Here is a 16,514-nt window from a genome sequence, read left to right as displayed (position 1 = left end):
AGGGAAAGCCGAGGCCAGGTGTCGAAGCTGTGGCGAAATTTACTGCAGGCATGCTGTCGGCGGACCATCGCATTGCCAGCTTCTCCATCAACGGCTGGGATACGCATCTCAGCCAGGCGCGAGTCTTCCAGCGGCCGACCAAGGATCTTGCTGCGGCGATCACCGCGCTCAAGGCGAACCTCTCTCCCGAAATCTGGCGCAAGACCGCGATCCTGGCGATCACGGAATTCGGACGGACGGCGCGTGAGAACGGTTCGGCGGGTACGGACCATGGCACGGGTGGCGTCGCTATTTTGGCTGGCGGTGCGGTTGCCGGGGGCAAGGTCTATCGCGACTGGCCGTCGCTGGCCGATGGCGAGCTGCTCGAGGACCGCGATCTGCGGCCGACGATGGATCTGCGCCAGATCGCGGCGGCCATGCTGCGCCAGCAGTTCGGCATTTCCACACGCGACCTCGAGGCATCCGTTTTCCCCGGCCTCGTCGTCGACAAGCGGCCGGCCTTCCTGCGCGGATGATCACTCCAGCATGTCGAAGGCGCGGAAAATCCAGCTTAGCTGGTAGAGGATGCCGAGGCTGACGAAGGCGGTGTGGAAACGGCGGCTCGCCGTCCAGGCCGCCGTGAGGCAAAGCAGGATGAAGATGACGTTGCGGATCGGGTATTCGTAGCCGAAGGAGCCGAAATAGGCTTGTCCCTTCAGCGCCGTGTCCAGCAGATCGACGGTGAAGACGAGGGCGAACGCGCCGAAGAACCATTTTCGCCGGGAGTAGAAATAGTCCTCGTAGCCGGCATAGTCGTCGAGCGTCGTCGGAAACAGGAAGACGGCGAGCAGGAAGAACAGGCAGCAATAGCTGATCAGGAACAGGTAGACGCCGAAGCCGATCGTCGTCAGTGCCTGGAGACGGAACTCCCACCACCAGAAATGCAGCAGAAACAGGAGAAGGAAGGCAGCCCAGGCAAGATGCACGGGATAGGCCTTCACCTTGCCGGGATGCTGGATGAACAGCGCGACGCCGGTCAAGAGACGCGCGACGGTGAGGCTGACCACCATGCCGATGACGATGCGCACATGGCCGAAAATGGCGGGATCCGGGGTCGTGTGTTCCATGGGCGCTTCCTGTCGCCTTATTCGACGGGGACAGGGGTCGGATGGCCGTCCTTGTCGAGCGCCACCATGACGAAGGTCGCCCCCGTCACCTTTTCGAGCGTCGTGGTGAGGTAGCGCTGCGCCCAGGCCTCGACGGACAGCGTGATCGAGGTGCGGCCGACGCGGGCGATATCCGTGTAGATGCTGAGCGTGTCGCCGATCTTCACCGGCAGGTCGAAGGCCATTTCCTTGACGGCGGCCGTGACCACGCGGCCCTGGGCGCGCTCCGCCGCGCGGATGCCGGATGCAAGGTCCATCTGCGCCATGACCCAGCCGCCGAAAATATCGCCCGCGGCATTGGCGTCGCCCGGCATGGCGAGCGTGCGAAGGGTGAGCTGTCCGTTGGGCGTGCTGGTCATGCGGTCCTCTCCGTTTCCCTTCGGTCTAGCCCAATGCGGGCGACGGAGAAAGAGGGCGGATGCGCAGCCGCGAATCCGGACGCGCCATTTTCGAGCATGCTCAGACTCTAAAATTGATAGTTGCAATTTTAGACGATTTTAAAAGGTTTCCGGGACCTTCGCCGACAAGGCGCACTGCGCCCGGTGGTGTCGAGGAGAGCCCGGTGAAGAATTTCAGAATTTCCACGCGACTTTCATTGCTTGTCGGTCTGGCCCTGACCATCTTCGCGGCGGCCCTCGTCTATAGCCTCTACCATTATCAGGACGCCATGGTCGTCGAGCGCAAGGCAAAACTTGCTGCGATGGACCAGAGCATGCTGACCTTGTTCAAGCATTATCACGAACTTGAAACTGCCGGCACGCTGACGCGCGACGAGGCGCAGACGCGGGCGAAGGACGCTGTGCGGGCGCTGCGCTACGAGGACAGCGGCTACTTCTGGATCAACGACATGAATGCCGTGATCGTCATGCACCCGATCAAGCCGGCGCTCGACGGCACCGACCAGTCCGGCATGGCCGATCCCACCGGCAAACACATCTTCACCGAATTCGTGAAGGCGGTGAAGGCAAGCCCGACCGGCCAGGACTTCGTCGACTACTACTGGCCGAAGCCGGGCTTCGAGGAGCCGGTGCTGAAATATTCGCATGTTGCCGGCTTTGCCCCCTGGGGCTGGATCGTCGGCACGGGCGTCTATGCCGACGACCTCGCCGCGATGTTCCGCAGCAATGCCATCGAAACGGCGATGATCCTCGCCGTCGGCGGCCTCGCCATCATTCTCGTCGCCTATGCGATCGTGAAGAGCGTGACGGGCCCGATCCGGCGCCTCAAGACCGCGATGCAGGCCATCGCCGAGGAGGATGTTTCGAGCGACGTGCCGGAAACCGACCGCAAGGACGAGATCGGCGAAATGGCCAAGGTGGTTTCGATCCTGCGCCAGTCCGTGGCAGAGCGTGCACAACTGCGTGTCCGCGAGGGCGAACAGCAGATCCGCCTCGATGAGGAGCGCAGCGAGAGCGAGCGCCGGCAGCGGCAGGTGAGCCAGGGCCAGACGGATGCCATGCATGTCGTCGGCGGCGCGCTGGAGCGGCTTGCCAATGGCGACCTCACTGTTTCCATCGGCGCGATCGCGCCGGAATATGCCAAGCTGCGCGACGACTTCAACCGGGCCGTCGATGCGCTGTCCAGCGTGATCAACGCCATCGCCCACTCGACCGAGATCGTGCATGGCAGCGCCGGCGGCATCGCCGAAGCGGCGAATAACCTTTCGCACCGGACGGAGCAGCAGGCGGCCTCGCTGGAGGAAACCGCCGCCGCCCTCGACGAGATCACCGCGACAGTGCGCAGCGCCTCCGAGCGGGCCGCCGAGGCAAGCCGCATGGTGGCCGAGACCAAGCAGTCGACCGGCCGCTCCAGCAGGATCGTGCGCGATGCCGTCGCCGCGATGAGCCGCATCGAGGATGCCTCCAGCCGCATCAGCCAGATCATCGGCGTGATCGACGAGATCGCTTTCCAGACCAACCTCCTGGCGCTGAATGCCGGCGTCGAGGCGGCGCGGGCAGGCGAGGCGGGTCGCGGTTTCGCCGTCGTGGCGCAGGAGGTGCGCGAACTCGCGCAACGCTCCGCCAATGCAGCGAAGGAAATCAAGGGCCTCATCAGCAATTCGGCCGCGGAAGTTGGCACCGGCGTGGCGCTGGTGCGCTCGACGGGCGACGCGCTGACCGAGATCGAGGTGCTGGTCAACAAGGTCAACGAGCAGGTGACGTCGATTGCCACCTCTGCCCGCGAGCAGGCCACCGGCCTTGCCGAGGTCAACACGGCGGTCAACCAGATGGACCAGATGACCCAGCAGAACGCCGCGATGGTGGAGGAAACCAACGCCGCCGGCCAGACGCTGACCCAGGAAAGCGAGCAGTTGAAAATGCTGCTCGGGAACTTCCGGCTGAACCCGGCCGGGGCGGCGGATCATCGCCGCCGCGCTGCATAATCCAAGAAGACGATCTCCGGACTTCCTTGCCCCGGCGCTCGACCAGCGCCGGGGTTTTTCGTTGCCCCTGTGAATCCGGGGGCCGGTGGGAACGTTTCCTTTACCCTGTTGCGGGAAAATCTTCTGGAAATGCAGGCACCTCGCCCTGCAGGTCCGGTTTCAGGCCTTCGCCGTCCGATTGCGGACAAAAGCGGCCTGCACCATCACCGGACAAAGGTGTGTGCAACCGGGACTTCGCGATGGTGCGAAGCGGTGCCAGGCGGAAGTGACAATGGGTATTGCGTTCGTTTCCCGTCTTCGCAGGCCGCTCGGGCTGCTTCTCGTCCCGGCGATTCTTGCCGCCTGTTCCGGCGGCCTGACCCCGCCCGACGACATCGATGGCGCCGGTGTCAGCGCTATCCGGCCGGTGGCGGAGGTTTCCGAGCGGCAGGTCGACGATATGGGCGATACGGGCGGCGATCTCACCGCCTATCCGGTGGAGGAGCCCGCCGGCCGTGTGGCGACGGCCGATACGGCCATGATGACGCCGGTGACGGAAAACAAGCGCCTGCCGATGATCGACAGCGACGAGGCGATGGAGATTTCACAGGCCCCGTCCGGCGTACTCACGGTGCCGGAGGGCGGCGTGAACATGGACGAGGGGCTCGGCGTCGGACGGGTCGAGGGGCTCGCGGAAACGCAGGCCAACGAGATCGCCGAAGGCAACGCCACGCAGGTCGTCGTCGACGGCATCGGCACGGATACGCCGCAGCAGATCGGCCAGCCGGATACGATCCCCATGTCGGAGGCCGGGGTGGAACTCGGCACGGCGGCGGAAAACAACGATTATCTCCAGGTGCCGGACAAGGCCACGACCCGCCGCCGCAAGGCCGTCGACGAGGAACAGGTCGCCTTCCTGCCGCGGCTCAACAACCCGATGCAGCTTCCGGAAACCATGGGCGGCATGCCGGCCTCGGAAAAGGCCTGCCGGCAGCGGCTCCAGAAGCTCGGCGTGAAATTCCGCGACGTGCCGCGCATTTCCAAAGGGCGCTCGTGCGGCATTGCCTGGCCGGTCGAACTGTCGGGCCTTTCCGGCGGCATCCAGATCAAGCCGGCCGCACAGGTCAACTGCCAGATCACCGAGGCCTTCGCCCGCTGGGTGAAGCAGGAGCTCGTACCCTCGACGCGCACGCGCTATCTTTCCGGCGTCTCGGCCATTCACCAGATGTCGTCCTATTCCTGCCGCACCATGAATTCGCAGCGCGGCGCCGCCATGTCCGAACATGCCAAGGGCAACGCCATCGATGTGGGCAAGATCGTGCTGAAGAGCGGCAAGGCCATCGCCATCGAGAAGAAGGGTTTCTTCGCCTTCCGCGAAAAGGGCCTGCTGAAATCGGTACGCAGCGACAGCTGCAAGTATTTTTCCACCGTGCTCGGCCCGGGTAGCGACCGGTATCACAAGGATCACTTCCACTTCGACCTGCGCGCCCGCAAGTCCGGCTACCGGCATTGCAGCCTGTAGAATCCCGTTCGCCTGAAGGGCGCGGCTATTTCGGGTGACAATGTCGGTTTAGGGCAGGGCGAACCGTCTTCCAGACGAAGAGCCAGGGAGAACCAAGATGACCGTCACCATAACCGCATTTGAACAATCGCCCGACCGCGGGCGGGGATTGGCGCGTGACATGCGCGTCCGCTGGGCACTCGAAGAGGTCGGCCAGCCCTACGACGTCCACCTCCTGTCCTTTGCGGCGATGAAGAAGCAGGCGCATCTTTCGCTCCACCCGTTCGGGCAGATCCCGACCTATGAAGACGGCGATCTCGTGCTGTTCGAATCGGGGGCGATCGTGCTTCACATCGCCGAACAGCATGCGGGCCTGCTACCGAACGAGGTAGGTGCGCGGGCGCGGGCGATCATGTGGATGTTTGCCGCAGTCGGCACGGTGGAGCCGCCGATCGTCGAGCGTTCGGCCGCCTATCTGATGGAACGTGACAAGCCCTGGTATGCCGAGCGGCTGCCGATGCTCGATGGCCGCGTGTGCGCACAACTGGATCGGCTTTCCCGCCACCTCGGCGATGCCGAATGGCTCGACGGCGCTTTCAGCGCCGGGGACCTGATGATGGTGCATGTGCTGCGCCGGCTAGAATCGTCGGGCCTGCTGCAAGATTATCCGAACCTCGTCGCCTATATCGCCCGTGGCGAAGCGCGGCCGGCCTACAAACAGGCCTTCGCCGATCAGCTTGCGGTTTTCGAGGCCGCTTCCGCCGGCAAGTAGGGCGCGCTTTCGACTGGACAAAAAAAGACCGGCGGGGAGCCGGTCGAAAATGGGGTGGCAGCGCATGTAGGGGTGCTGCTGCCTGGAACGTCACATTCCGTCACCCGCGCCGGCGCGGACCGGCGAAGATGCATGCGGGCTTCCGCGGGGGAAGCGGGCGGATGGGGCCGCCAATGGGCTCCCTCAGGGTTGGGAGCAAGGCCGCTGCAGGGCGCAGGGGGGAGCGATGGGTGGAGCGGGGTGCAAACCGTTCCCGTCGGCCTCGCGCAGACACTGGTTGAAATGGATCACGGTTTGATGACATCTGGCGTCTCGCAGATGCGAAATTTTCGCGAGTCGCCGCCGTCCCGATGGCCCTGTCCAGGAGCCGCCCATGCCGCCCATTGCCGACCTGTTCCTGTTTGCCCTCGCACTCGTTGCCGCGGGTGTTGTGTCGGGCCTGCTCGCCGGCATCTTCGGCATTGGCGGTGGGGCGATCCTCGTGCCGGTGTTCTATCAGGTGTTCGGTTATCTCGACGTGCCGGAGGCCGTGCGCATGCATCTGTCCATCGGCACCTCGATCGCCATCATCGTGCCGACGTCGGTCCGCTCCTTCACGGCGCACCGAAAACGCAGCGCAGTGGATACCGACCTGCTGAAGAGTTGGATCATCGCCCTGCCGCTCGGCGCCATCCTCGCCTCGGTGATCGCCGCCTTCATTTCCAGCGTTGGGCTGCGCCTCGTCTTCGTCGGCATCGCATTGCTGGTCGCGCTGCGCATGCTGTTCAACCGGGATAGCTGGCGGATCGGCAACGAACTGCCGAAAGGCATCGGCAACCAGATCGCTGGCGTCGTCATCGGCACGCTTTCCGGCCTCATGGGCATTGGCGGCGGCGTGCTCAACAACACCTATATGACCTCGTTCGGTCGGCCGATCCACCAGGCGGTGGCGACCTCTTCCGGCGTTGGCGTGCTCATCTCCATTCCCGGTATCTTCGGCTATATCTGGGCCGGCTGGGGCGAGCCGGGCCTGCCACTCGGCTCCACCGGCTTCATCAACTGGATCGCCGTCGCGCTCATCGTGCCCATCGCGCTCGTCGTCACCCCGTGGGGCGTGCAGCTCGCCCATTCGATGAGCAAACGGCAGCTCGAACTCGGCTTCGGCGTCTTCCTCATCCTCGTTTCGCTGCGTTTTCTCTACAGCATCTACGGGTGAGCGAATTTTTTCTCCCGCCCGGGTGAAAATTGACAAGGGACACGCCATATAGGGTGTCCTTCCGCATGAAATTTCCTCATTTCGGACCATCCCATGGCGCCCATCGTCTCCATTCGCAATCTCACCAAGAGCTACGCAACCGGGTTCAAGGCGCTGAAGGGCGTCGATCTCGATATTGAAGAGGGCGAAATCCTCGCGCTGCTCGGGCCGAACGGCGCCGGCAAGACGACGATGATCTCTATCATCTGCGGCATCGTCACGCCGACCAGCGGCACGGTGACGGTCGGCGGGCATGACATTCAGCAAGACTTCCGCCGGACGCGCTCGATCATCGGCCTCGTGCCGCAGGAGCTGACGCTCGATGCCTTCGAGACGGTTTGGAACACGGTCTCCTTCTCGCGCGGCCTGCATGGCTGCAAGCCCGACCCGGCGCTGATCGAGCGCATCCTCAAGGACCTCTCGCTCTACGACAAGAAGGACACGATGCTGCGCCACCTTTCAGGCGGCATGCGGCGGCGCGTGCTCATCGCCAAGGCGCTGTCCTACGAGCCGAAGGTGCTGTTCCTCGACGAGCCGACGGCGGGCGTCGACGTCAGCCTGCGCAAGGACATGTGGCAGCTTGTCGAGCGGCTGCGCGCCAACGGCGTCACCATCATCCTGACGACCCACTATATCGAGGAAGCCGAGGAGATCGCCGACCGCATCGGCGTCATCAACCACGGCGAGATCCTGCTGGTCGAGGAAAAGCAGGCGCTGATGGCCAAGCTCGGCCGCAAGCAAATGACCGTGGAGCTTGCCGAGCCGCTGGCGGCGATCCCCGACACGTTGTCGCCCTTCGGGCTGACGCTGTCGGAGGAGGGCGCGCGGCTCGTCTATGAATTCAACGCATCCGGCGAGCGCACCGGCATATCCTCGTTGCTCGCCGCCCTGTCGCAGGCGGGGCTTCGGGTCAAGGACATCTCCACCGAGCAGAGTTCGCTGGAAGACATTTTCGTGGAATTGGTGGGAGAGGGCAAATGAACGTCGAGGCGATCAAGTCCATTTACGCGTTCGAGATGGCACGCACGCGCCGCACGCTGCTGCAGAGCGTCGTCTCGCCGGTCATCACCACGTCGCTCTATTTCATCGTCTTCGGCGCGGCCATCGGCTCGCGCATGCAGGAGGTGGAGGGCGTGTCCTACGGCGCCTTCATCGCGCCCGGCCTCATCATGCTGACGCTGCTCAACCAGTGCATCAGCAACGGCTCCTTCGGCATCTATTTTCCGAAGTTCATGGGCACGATCTACGAGATCCTGTCCTCGCCCATCTCGATGCTGGAGATCGTCATCGGCTATGTCGGGGCGGCGGCGACGAAGGGGCTGATCGTCGGCACGATCATCCTCATCACGGCCTCGTTCTTCGTCGACATAACGATCAAGCATCCCGTCATGATGGTGCTGTTCTTCGTGCTGACGGCGGTGACCTTCAGCCTGTTCGGCTTCATGATCGGCATCTGGGCGAAGGATTTTGAACAGCTCAACCTGTTCCCCATGCTCATCGTGCCGCCACTCGTCTTCCTCGGCGGCAGCTTCTACTCGATCGACATGCTGCCGCCCTTCTGGCAGGCCGTCAGCCACTTCAACCCGGTGCTCTACCTCGTCTCCGGCTTCCGATGGAGTTTCTACGAGATCGCCGACGTGAACCCCATCGTCAGTCTCGTGACGGTGCTGGGCTTCCTGGTGGTGTGCCTGTCGATCACGGCGTGGATCTTCAAGACGGGGTACAAGCTGAAGAATTGAGCCGGAGAGGATGCGGCCGGTGTAAACCGGCCGCTCGGCAACCTCAGTCCACCAGCGCGACGGCGATTTCCGCCGCGAGGCGCGCGTTGTTTTCCACGAGCGCGATGTTCGTCTTCAGGCTGCGGCCATCCGTCAGGTGGAACAGGCTGTCGAGCAGATAAGGCGTGACGGCCTTGCCGGCGATCTCGTCGCGCTCGGCATTGTCGAGCGCGCGGGCGATGTAGATCTCCATCTCCTCGCGTTCGATCTCGTCGGCCTCCGGCACCGGATTGGCGATCAGCATGCCGCCGTCGATGCCGAGCTGGTCGCGCACCTTCTGGAAATTGGCGATCGCCGCCGGGCTGTTCAGCGTCAGCGGGCTCTTGATGCCCGAATCGCGCGACCAGAAGGCCGGGAAGACGGGGCTGTCATAGGTCACCACCGGCACGCCGCGCGTTTCCAGCACTTCCAGCGTCTTCGGGATGTCGAGGATCGCCTTGGCGCCGGCGCAGACGACGATGACGCCGGTGCGCGACAATTCGTCGAGGTCGGCGGAAATGTCGAACGTCTCTTCCGCCTTGCGGTGCACGCCGCCGATGCCGCCCGTCGCGAAGACCTTGATGCCGGCGCGCGCCGCGCCGATCATCGTCGCGGCCACGGTCGTGGCGCCGGTGCGCCGCTCGGCGATCGCAAAGGCGAGGTCGGCGCGCGACAGCTTCATCGCGCCCTGCGTCTGTGCTAGCGTTTCAAGCTCCTTGTCCTCGAGGCCGATATGCAGCACGCCGTCGATGACGGCGATGGTCGCCGGGATGGCGCCTTCCTCACGGATGATGCGCTCGACGCTGCGCGCCATGTTGAGATTGCCCGGATAGGGCATGCCATGCGTGATGATCGTCGATTCGAGCGCGACGATCGGCGCACCACGGTCCCTGGCGGCGGCGACTTCGGTCGAAAACTGCACCGGAAGGAGGGGGGATACGGGTCTGGTCATGCTGTGTCCTTGCAAGGTCTTGGGCGAAAATTCGGGCAAAAGAATCTCATGCCATTCCTTCGGGCTCGGGTACAAGCGAAAGTGCATCCGCAAGGGCGGCCTGCGACAATTCTTCAGCGGCGGCGAGGGGGGAGCGTACGGTGATCGCCGCTGCCGCCGCCCCGCGGCGCAGCGCTTCGCCGAGGGACGAGCCGGCAAGCCAGGCGCTGAGAAACCCGGAGGCGAGCGAATCGCCGGCCCCCGTGACATCGCCGAGCGCCGGTATGGCCGGCGGCACGACGAGGGCGGCCTGTCTGTTGTCAAACGCGATGACACCCCTGCCGCCGCGCGTTACCACGCCCGCGGCAAGGCCCGTCGCGCGCAGCGCCTTCGGCCAGTCGGCAGGGTTATCCGGTGCTGCACCCGTCAAGGTGCGGGCTTCCGCCTCGTTCATGAACAGGAAGGCGAGGGCAGCAAGGCTCTCGCGGAACCGCACAACCTTGGCCGGCGAAATCGCGATGCCGGCGATCGGCACGCCGGCGGCCTTCGCAGCCTCCGTCATCGCCGCCAGCGTTTCGGCCGGCAGGTTCGCGTCGGTGAGGATGAGCCCGGCATCCGCTACCGCCTCGCGCACCGCGCGTTGTTGCAGGCGGCGCGGCGAAAACAGCCGGTAGAGGTCCATGTCCGCCAGCGCGATGACGAGATTGCCGTCCCGCTCGATGATCGCCGTGTAGCTGGGCGTCGCCCGGTCGAGGAAGATGAAGGGCGTATCCTCGACGCCCGCGGCGTGCGCCGCCGCGGCCACGATATCGCCGTCCGCATCGCCGCCGCGGGGCGAAATCAGCCGCACCCGGTGGCCGAGCCGCGACAGGTTGCGCGCCGCGTTGAACGCGCCGCCGCCCGCCTCGACGAACCAGGCGCCCGGGTTGCTCGCGCCTGGCGCCGTTTCACCGGCGATGCGTCCGCGTCTGTCCACATGCGCCCCACCCATCACCAGTATCGTCTTGCCAGTCATCATCTTCCTTTTCGCCCGCCGATTCGGCACGCGACCTGTGCTGCCCCGCCGGGTTCGGGCGTGTTCACGCAGGGAGCGTATCCACTTGAAACAAAAAAAGAACACACCGTCGATTTGCAAATATATTCAAATTGTTGAACGTCGCTTGCAAAAAGAGAACAAAATGTGTACATAGCATTCATTGGCGGCTTCATTGCCTGTCTTGCTTCAATAACCTAAAGGTGGACCAAATGGCACAGAACACTTTGCGGCTCGTAGAGGAAAAATCAGTGGACAAAAGCAAGGCACTCGAAGCAGCGCTCTCGCAGATCGAGCGCTCCTTCGGCAAGGGCTCCATCATGAAGCTCGGTGGCAAGGATAGCATCATCGAAACTGAGACGGTCTCGACGGGATCGCTCGGCCTCGACGTCGCGCTCGGCATCGGCGGCCTGCCGAAGGGCCGCATCATCGAAATCTACGGCCCGGAAAGCTCGGGCAAGACGACGCTTGCGCTGCAGACGATCGCCGAATCCCAGAAGAAGGGCGGCATCTGCGCCTTCGTCGATGCCGAACACGCGCTTGACCCGATCTATGCCCGCAAGCTGGGCGTCGATCTCGAGAACCTGCTGATCTCGCAGCCCGACACCGGCGAGCAGGCACTGGAAATCACCGACACGCTGGTGCGCTCCGGGGCCATCGACGTGCTTGTCGTCGATTCGGTTGCCGCGCTGACGCCGCGCGCCGAAATCGAGGGCGAGATGGGCGAAAGCCTGCCGGGCCTCCAGGCGCGCCTGATGAGCCAGGCGCTGCGCAAGCTGACGGCCTCAATCTCCAAGTCCAACACGATGGTCATCTTCATCAACCAGATCCGCATGAAGATCGGTGTCGTCTACGGTTCGCCGGAAGTGACGACGGGCGGCAACGCGCTGAAGTTCTACGCGTCCGTCCGCCTCGATATCCGTCGTATCGGCGCCGTCAAGGAGCGTGAAGAGGTCATCGGCAACCAGACCCGCGTCAAGGTCGTCAAGAACAAGATGGCGCCGCCCTTCAAGCAGGTCGAATTCGACATCATGTATGGCGAGGGCGTTTCCAAGACCGGCGAACTCGTCGATCTCGGCGTCAAGGCCGGCATCGTCGAAAAGTCGGGCTCCTGGTTCTCCTACAACAGCCAGCGCCTCGGCCAGGGCCGCGAGAACGCCAAGACGTTCCTGCGCGACAACCCGGATCTCGCCCGCGAGATCGAGACGTCGCTGCGCCAGAATGCCGGCCTGATCGCCGAACGCTTCCTGGAGAATGGCGGTCCGGATCCGAACGACACCGACGGCGAAAACTGATCGCCGGCTAAAGCGGGCATCGGTTTGCGCCGAGGACAGGCGCAAACCAAAATACGAAATTCCTGAAAAACCGGCCTCTTCTTCGTGAAAGGCCGGTTTTTTGGTGTCTGGACAGGTGCCGAGGCGGGCGATAAAAGCCTTGAGTTCTCGCGCGCGCCCCAAGGTATTCGACCTTTCCGCAAGATAGGCGGCGGCCGCGTGCAGTTCGACGGAATTCGCGGATGGATGGTCTTTCCAATGGCCTCCGGGCGGGCACTCCGGCCGGCGGGGCGGTTTCGCATCTGCTGTAATCAAATTGGGTGGGTAATGCACCGTCGACAGGTGCAGACGGTGCAGAGATGAAGGACGCGATATGAACGGCGTGAATGAAATCCGGTCGACTTTCCTCGACTATTTCCGCAAGAACGGACACGAAGTCGTGCCGTCCAGCCCGCTCGTGCCGCGCAACGACCCGACCCTGATGTTCACCAATGCCGGCATGGTGCAGTTCAAGAACGTCTTTACCGGCCTTGAGACCCGTCCCTATTCGACGGCCGTGAGCGCGCAGAAATGCGTGCGCGCCGGCGGCAAGCACAACGACCTCGACAATGTCGGCTACACCGCGCGCCACCACACCTTCTTCGAGATGCTCGGCAACTTCTCCTTCGGCGACTATTTCAAGGAGCAGGCGATCGAGCTTGCCTGGAACCTGATCACCCGGGAATTCGGCATCGACAGGAACCGCCTGCTCGTCACCGTCTACCACACGGACGACCATGCCTTCGATCTGTGGAAGAAGATCGCCGGCCTGACCGACGACCGCATCATCCGCATCGCGACCAACGACAATTTCTGGGCGATGGGTGACACCGGCCCCTGCGGTCCCTGTTCCGAGATCTTTTATGACCACGGCGATCATATCTGGGGCGGCCCGCCCGGCTCGCCGGAAGAGGATGGCGACCGCTTCATCGAGATCTGGAACCTCGTCTTCATGCAGTTCGAGCAGATCACGAAGGAAGAGCGCGTCGACCTGCCGCGCCCGTCGATCGACACCGGCATGGGCCTTGAGCGTGTCGCGGCACTCCTGCAGGGCAAACACGACAACTATGACATCGACCTGTTCCGCGCGCTGATCGACGCGTCCGTCGAGGCGACGGGCGTTCCGGCCGAGGGTGAGGCGCGCGCCAGCCACCGCGTCATTGCCGATCACCTGCGCTCCTCCGCCTTCCTGATCGCCGACGGCGTGCTGCCGGCGAAAGATGGCCGTGGCTACGTGCTGCGCCGCATCATGCGCCGCGCCATGCGCCATGCGCAGTTGCTCGGCGCCAAGGATCCGCTGATGTGGAAGCTGCTGCCGACGCTGGTCGGCGAGATGGGTCGCGCCTATCCGGAATTGCAGCGGGCCGAAGCGCTAATCTCCGAGACGCTGAAGCTGGAAGAAACCCGTTTCCGCACCACCCTGGAGCGCGGCCTGAGCCTGCTGTCCGACGCGACCAGCACGCTGGGCAAGGGCGACATGCTGGACGGCGAAACCGCCTTCAAGCTCTACGACACCTATGGCTTCCCGCTTGACCTGACGCAGGATGCGTTGCGCGCGCGCGAAATCAATGTCGACCTGTCCGGCTTCACCGATGCGATGGAGCGCCAAAAGGCCGAGGCCCGCTCGCACTGGGCCGGCTCCGGCGACAAGGCGACCGAGACGATCTGGTTCGAGCTCAAGGAAAAGTTCGGCGCGACCGAATTCCTTGGCTACGACACCGAGACGGCCGAAGGCGTCGTGCAGGCGATCGTGCGCGACGGCAAGTCGGTCGATGCCGCCTCGGCGGGCGATGAGGTTCAGATCGTCGTCAGCCAGACGCCGTTCTACGGGGAATCCGGCGGCCAGATGGGCGATACCGGGGTCATCTCCTCCGACACCGCACGGCTCGAAGTGTCGGACACGCAGCGCAAGGGCGAGGGCGTCTTCGTTCACGCCGCCACCGTTGTCGACGGCACGCTGAAGGTCGGCGACGCGGTCGCGCTGACGGTCGACCATGCCCGTCGCTCGCGCCTGCGTGCCAACCATTCGGCGACGCACCTGCTGCACGAGGCGCTGCGTGAAGTGCTCGGCACCCACGTCGCCCAGAAGGGCTCGCAGGTAGCACCCGAGCGCCTGCGCTTCGACGTCTCGCACCCCAAGCCGATGTCGGCGGAGGAACTGCGCATCGTCGAGGACATGGCCAACGAAATCATCGTGCAGAATTCCCCGGTCACCACGCGCCTCATGACGGTGGACGACGCGATTGCCGAGGGCGCCATGGCGTTGTTCGGCGAGAAGTACGGCGATGAGGTCCGCGTCGTCTCGATGGGCACCGGCCTGCACGGCGCCAAGGCCAACCGGGCCTATTCCGTCGAACTCTGTGGTGGCACGCACGTGGCCGCCACCGGCGAGATCGGCCTCGTGCGCATCGTCTCCGAAAGCGCCGTCGGCTCCGGTGTGCGCCGCCTCGAGGCACTGACCGGCGAGGCGGCCCGCGCCTATCTCGCAGAACAGGACGAACGCGTGAAGACGCTCGCGACCGTGCTGAAGGCGCAGCCGAGCGAAGTGCTCGCCCGCGTCGAGGCGCTGGTCGACGAGCGCCGCAAGCTGGAGCGCGAACTGACCGAGGCGAAGAAGAAGCTGGCGCTGTCCGGCGGTTCGACTGGCGGCGATGACGGCGTGCGCGACGTTGCCGGCACAAAATATCTCGGCAAGGTCGTCACCGGCGTCGAGCCGAAGGACCTGAAAAGCCTGGCGGACGAGGGCAAGAAGAGCCTCGGTTCCGGCGTCGTCACCTTCGTCGGCGTCTCGGCGGATGGCAAGGCAAGCGCCGTGGTTGCCGTCACCGACGATCTGACGGGCCGTTTCAGTGCCGTGGACCTGGTGCGCCGCGCGTCCGAAGCGCTCGGCGGCAAGGGCGGCGGCGGTCGCCCGGACATGGCGCAGGCCGGCGGCCCTGATGGTACAAAGGCTGCCGACGCCATCGAAGCGGTTGCCGCAGCCATCGCTGGCTGACCTCCGGCACTCACGAATGGAAGATACGACGGCGGGCTCAGGCCCGCCGTTTTGTTTGCGAAGTCTTCAGCGTTTGCGCCTAGCATCCTCGCGCGCGGAGTTCTGTGTTTTGATTGAAGACTTCATCAGCATATCGACCTTGATGATCTGCACGTTTCTGGCGACGACGGTCGTCGGGATTTTCATGCTTCAGGTCTGGCTTACCGATCGCCGTCACGCCGCAGCGGGCTATTGGTGCCTGTCCATGTGGGTGGGCTCCCTCTGCACGCTGCTTTTCGCGCTACGCCCCATCGGCTTTCCGCTTATCACCGTCGGTCTCGGCAATGCGCTGGCGGCCTTCGGCTATGCGTTCATGTGGGCGGGCTTTCGCGTCTTCGATCGTCGCCCGCTCTATCTGTCGGTGGTGCTGGCGGGCCCGGTTCTGTGGAGCGCGGCCTACCTGCTGCTGCCGCCGGTGGCCAATGACATCAACAATCGCGTCATCCTGTCGTCTGTGATCATCGCTGCCTATTCCATCTGGATCGGCCTGGATATCTGGGCGGGTCGTCGGCTGGAGCGTCTGCCGACCCGCTCGATTGCCGCCATCTTCTTCCTGTCGCACGGCACCATCTATTCGCTGCGCATCCCCATGGCCGTTCTCGCACCGGTCGAACTCGGCCATGGCACGGCCTATTCGACCTGGTTTGCGCTCTTCTCGCTGGAACTCTTCGCCCACACGATCCTTGCTGCCGTCGCCATGCTGGTGCTGATCAAGGAGCGCGGCGAAGCCCTCTATCGCCAGGCCTCGCGCACCGACACCCTGACAGGCATCGCCAATCGCGGCTCGTTCCTGGAGGATGTACAGGCGCACCTTGCCGGCGGCGGGCAGGGCACGTTGATGATCTTCGATCTCGATCGCTTCAAGGCGATCAATGACACCCATGGCCATGTCGCCGGCGATGTGGTGCTCAAGCGCTTTTCCGAGCAAATCTCGTCGTCGCTGGAGGACGGCATGCTGTTCTGCCGTTTCGGCGGCGAGGAGTTCGCGCTGTTCGCCCCGCGGCACGATATCGACCACGCGGCGGATTTTGCCGAGCGGTTGCGGCGCGCGGTTGCCGCCCTGTCGATTTCCCGCGAAGGGCACGAGATCAGCGTTTCCGTCAGCATCGGCCTTGCGGATGTCGCCACCTTCGGCTCGGATTTCGACCGCCTGCAGTCGGCGGCGGACAAGGCGCTCTATGCTGCCAAGGAGGCCGGCCGCAACTGCGTGATGCGTTGGGCGCCGTCTACGGGGCTCGCCGATGTCGCCGAGCGCATGCGCCTGTCGTCCAACCCGGCCACCGGCATATCCGTAGCCGGATAATCATCTCAGCGCCGCTGCGTCGATCTCCCTCTCATTTCAGGCCACCCGTCTTCGCAACGACGTGAAAATTGCCGGGCGCGGCAGAAGCGCAGGATTTGTGAAATCGCCTCATGCTTGGTTGAATGCGTC

At 64.2% G+C, this 16,514-nt stretch carries 14 protein-coding genes; 10 read left to right on the top strand and 4 right to left on the bottom strand.

Annotated elements, in window-relative coordinates:
• Window positions 1-29: 29 nt before the first annotated feature.
• Window positions 30-515 carry a DUF1501 domain-containing protein gene (locus GR138_RS13420; RefSeq protein WP_476749640.1) on the top strand — a complete coding sequence of 162 codons (486 nt, stop codon included), beginning with the start codon at window positions 30-32 and terminating at the stop codon, window positions 513-515.
• Here the strand turns inward: GR138_RS13420 and GR138_RS13415 are convergent, their stop codons facing one another.
• Both GR138_RS13415 and GR138_RS13410 read right to left on the bottom strand, forming a co-directional pair.
• A complete protein-coding gene (locus tag GR138_RS13415) occupies window positions 516-1,106 on the bottom strand; it encodes a hypothetical protein (protein WP_160859739.1) in 591 nt (196 codons plus the stop codon).
• 17 nt (window positions 1,107-1,123) lie between these two features.
• Window positions 1,124-1,504 (bottom strand): acyl-CoA thioesterase, encoded by a 381-nt coding sequence (locus GR138_RS13410; RefSeq protein ID WP_069058990.1) that lies wholly within the window; start codon window positions 1,502-1,504, stop codon window positions 1,124-1,126.
• 203 nt (window positions 1,505-1,707) lie between these two features.
• Here GR138_RS13410 and GR138_RS13405 point away from each other — a divergent pair, with 203 nt between their 5' ends.
• From GR138_RS13405 to GR138_RS13380, 6 genes are all read left to right on the top strand, one after another.
• Window positions 1,708-3,528 (top strand): methyl-accepting chemotaxis protein, encoded by a 1,821-nt coding sequence (locus GR138_RS13405; RefSeq protein ID WP_160859738.1) that lies wholly within the window; start codon window positions 1,708-1,710, stop codon window positions 3,526-3,528.
• A 277-nt stretch (window positions 3,529-3,805) separates the two neighbouring features.
• Entirely contained in the window at window positions 3,806-5,029 is a 1,224-nt protein-coding gene (locus GR138_RS13400; RefSeq protein WP_160859822.1) for an extensin family protein, read from the top strand.
• Window positions 5,030-5,126: 97 nt separating this feature from the next.
• Window positions 5,127-5,780: a glutathione S-transferase family protein gene (locus tag GR138_RS13395; protein WP_160859737.1), complete on the top strand. Its 654-nt coding sequence runs from the start codon at window positions 5,127-5,129 to the stop codon at window positions 5,778-5,780.
• A gap of 373 nt (window positions 5,781-6,153) precedes the next feature.
• Window positions 6,154-6,975 (top strand): sulfite exporter TauE/SafE family protein, encoded by an 822-nt coding sequence (locus GR138_RS13390; protein WP_160859736.1) that lies wholly within the window; start codon window positions 6,154-6,156, stop codon window positions 6,973-6,975.
• Between the two features lie 93 nt (window positions 6,976-7,068).
• Complete coding sequence (locus GR138_RS13385; RefSeq protein WP_160859735.1) at window positions 7,069-7,995, top strand: ABC transporter ATP-binding protein; 927 nt, start codon at window positions 7,069-7,071, stop codon at window positions 7,993-7,995.
• On the top strand, window positions 7,992-8,753 hold the full coding sequence (locus GR138_RS13380; protein WP_160859734.1) for an ABC transporter permease: 762 nt from the start codon (window positions 7,992-7,994) through the stop codon (window positions 8,751-8,753). The genes GR138_RS13385 and GR138_RS13380 overlap by 4 nt, the downstream gene beginning before the upstream one ends.
• 43 nt (window positions 8,754-8,796) lie before the next feature.
• Here GR138_RS13380 and GR138_RS13375 read toward each other — a convergent pair whose 3' ends face one another.
• Entirely contained in the window at window positions 8,797-9,723 is a 927-nt protein-coding gene (locus GR138_RS13375) for a pseudouridine-5'-phosphate glycosidase (protein WP_160859733.1), read from the bottom strand.
• 46 nt (window positions 9,724-9,769) lie between these two features.
• Complete coding sequence (locus tag GR138_RS13370) at window positions 9,770-10,717, bottom strand: carbohydrate kinase family protein (protein WP_160859821.1); 948 nt, start codon at window positions 10,715-10,717, stop codon at window positions 9,770-9,772.
• A 230-nt stretch (window positions 10,718-10,947) separates the two neighbouring features.
• Here GR138_RS13370 and recA point away from each other — a divergent pair, with 230 nt between their 5' ends.
• From recA to GR138_RS13355, 3 genes are all read left to right on the top strand, one after another.
• Window positions 10,948-12,030: a recombinase RecA gene (gene recA / locus GR138_RS13365; RefSeq protein ID WP_160859732.1), complete on the top strand. Its 1,083-nt coding sequence runs from the start codon at window positions 10,948-10,950 to the stop codon at window positions 12,028-12,030.
• Window positions 12,031-12,382: 352 nt separating this feature from the next.
• Window positions 12,383-15,043: an alanine--tRNA ligase gene (alaS, locus tag GR138_RS13360; protein WP_160859731.1), complete on the top strand. Its 2,661-nt coding sequence runs from the start codon at window positions 12,383-12,385 to the stop codon at window positions 15,041-15,043.
• 109 nt (window positions 15,044-15,152) lie between these two features.
• A complete protein-coding gene (locus tag GR138_RS13355; protein WP_160859730.1) occupies window positions 15,153-16,385 on the top strand; it encodes a GGDEF domain-containing protein in 1,233 nt (410 codons plus the stop codon).
• The last annotated feature ends 129 nt before the right edge of the window (window positions 16,386-16,514 follow it).

This window comes from Shinella kummerowiae, from assembly GCF_009827055.1.
In the GTDB taxonomy this organism is placed as follows: Bacteria; Pseudomonadota; Alphaproteobacteria; order Rhizobiales; family Rhizobiaceae; genus Shinella; species Shinella kummerowiae.
This window is presented reverse-complemented; position numbering and strand designations above follow the sequence as displayed.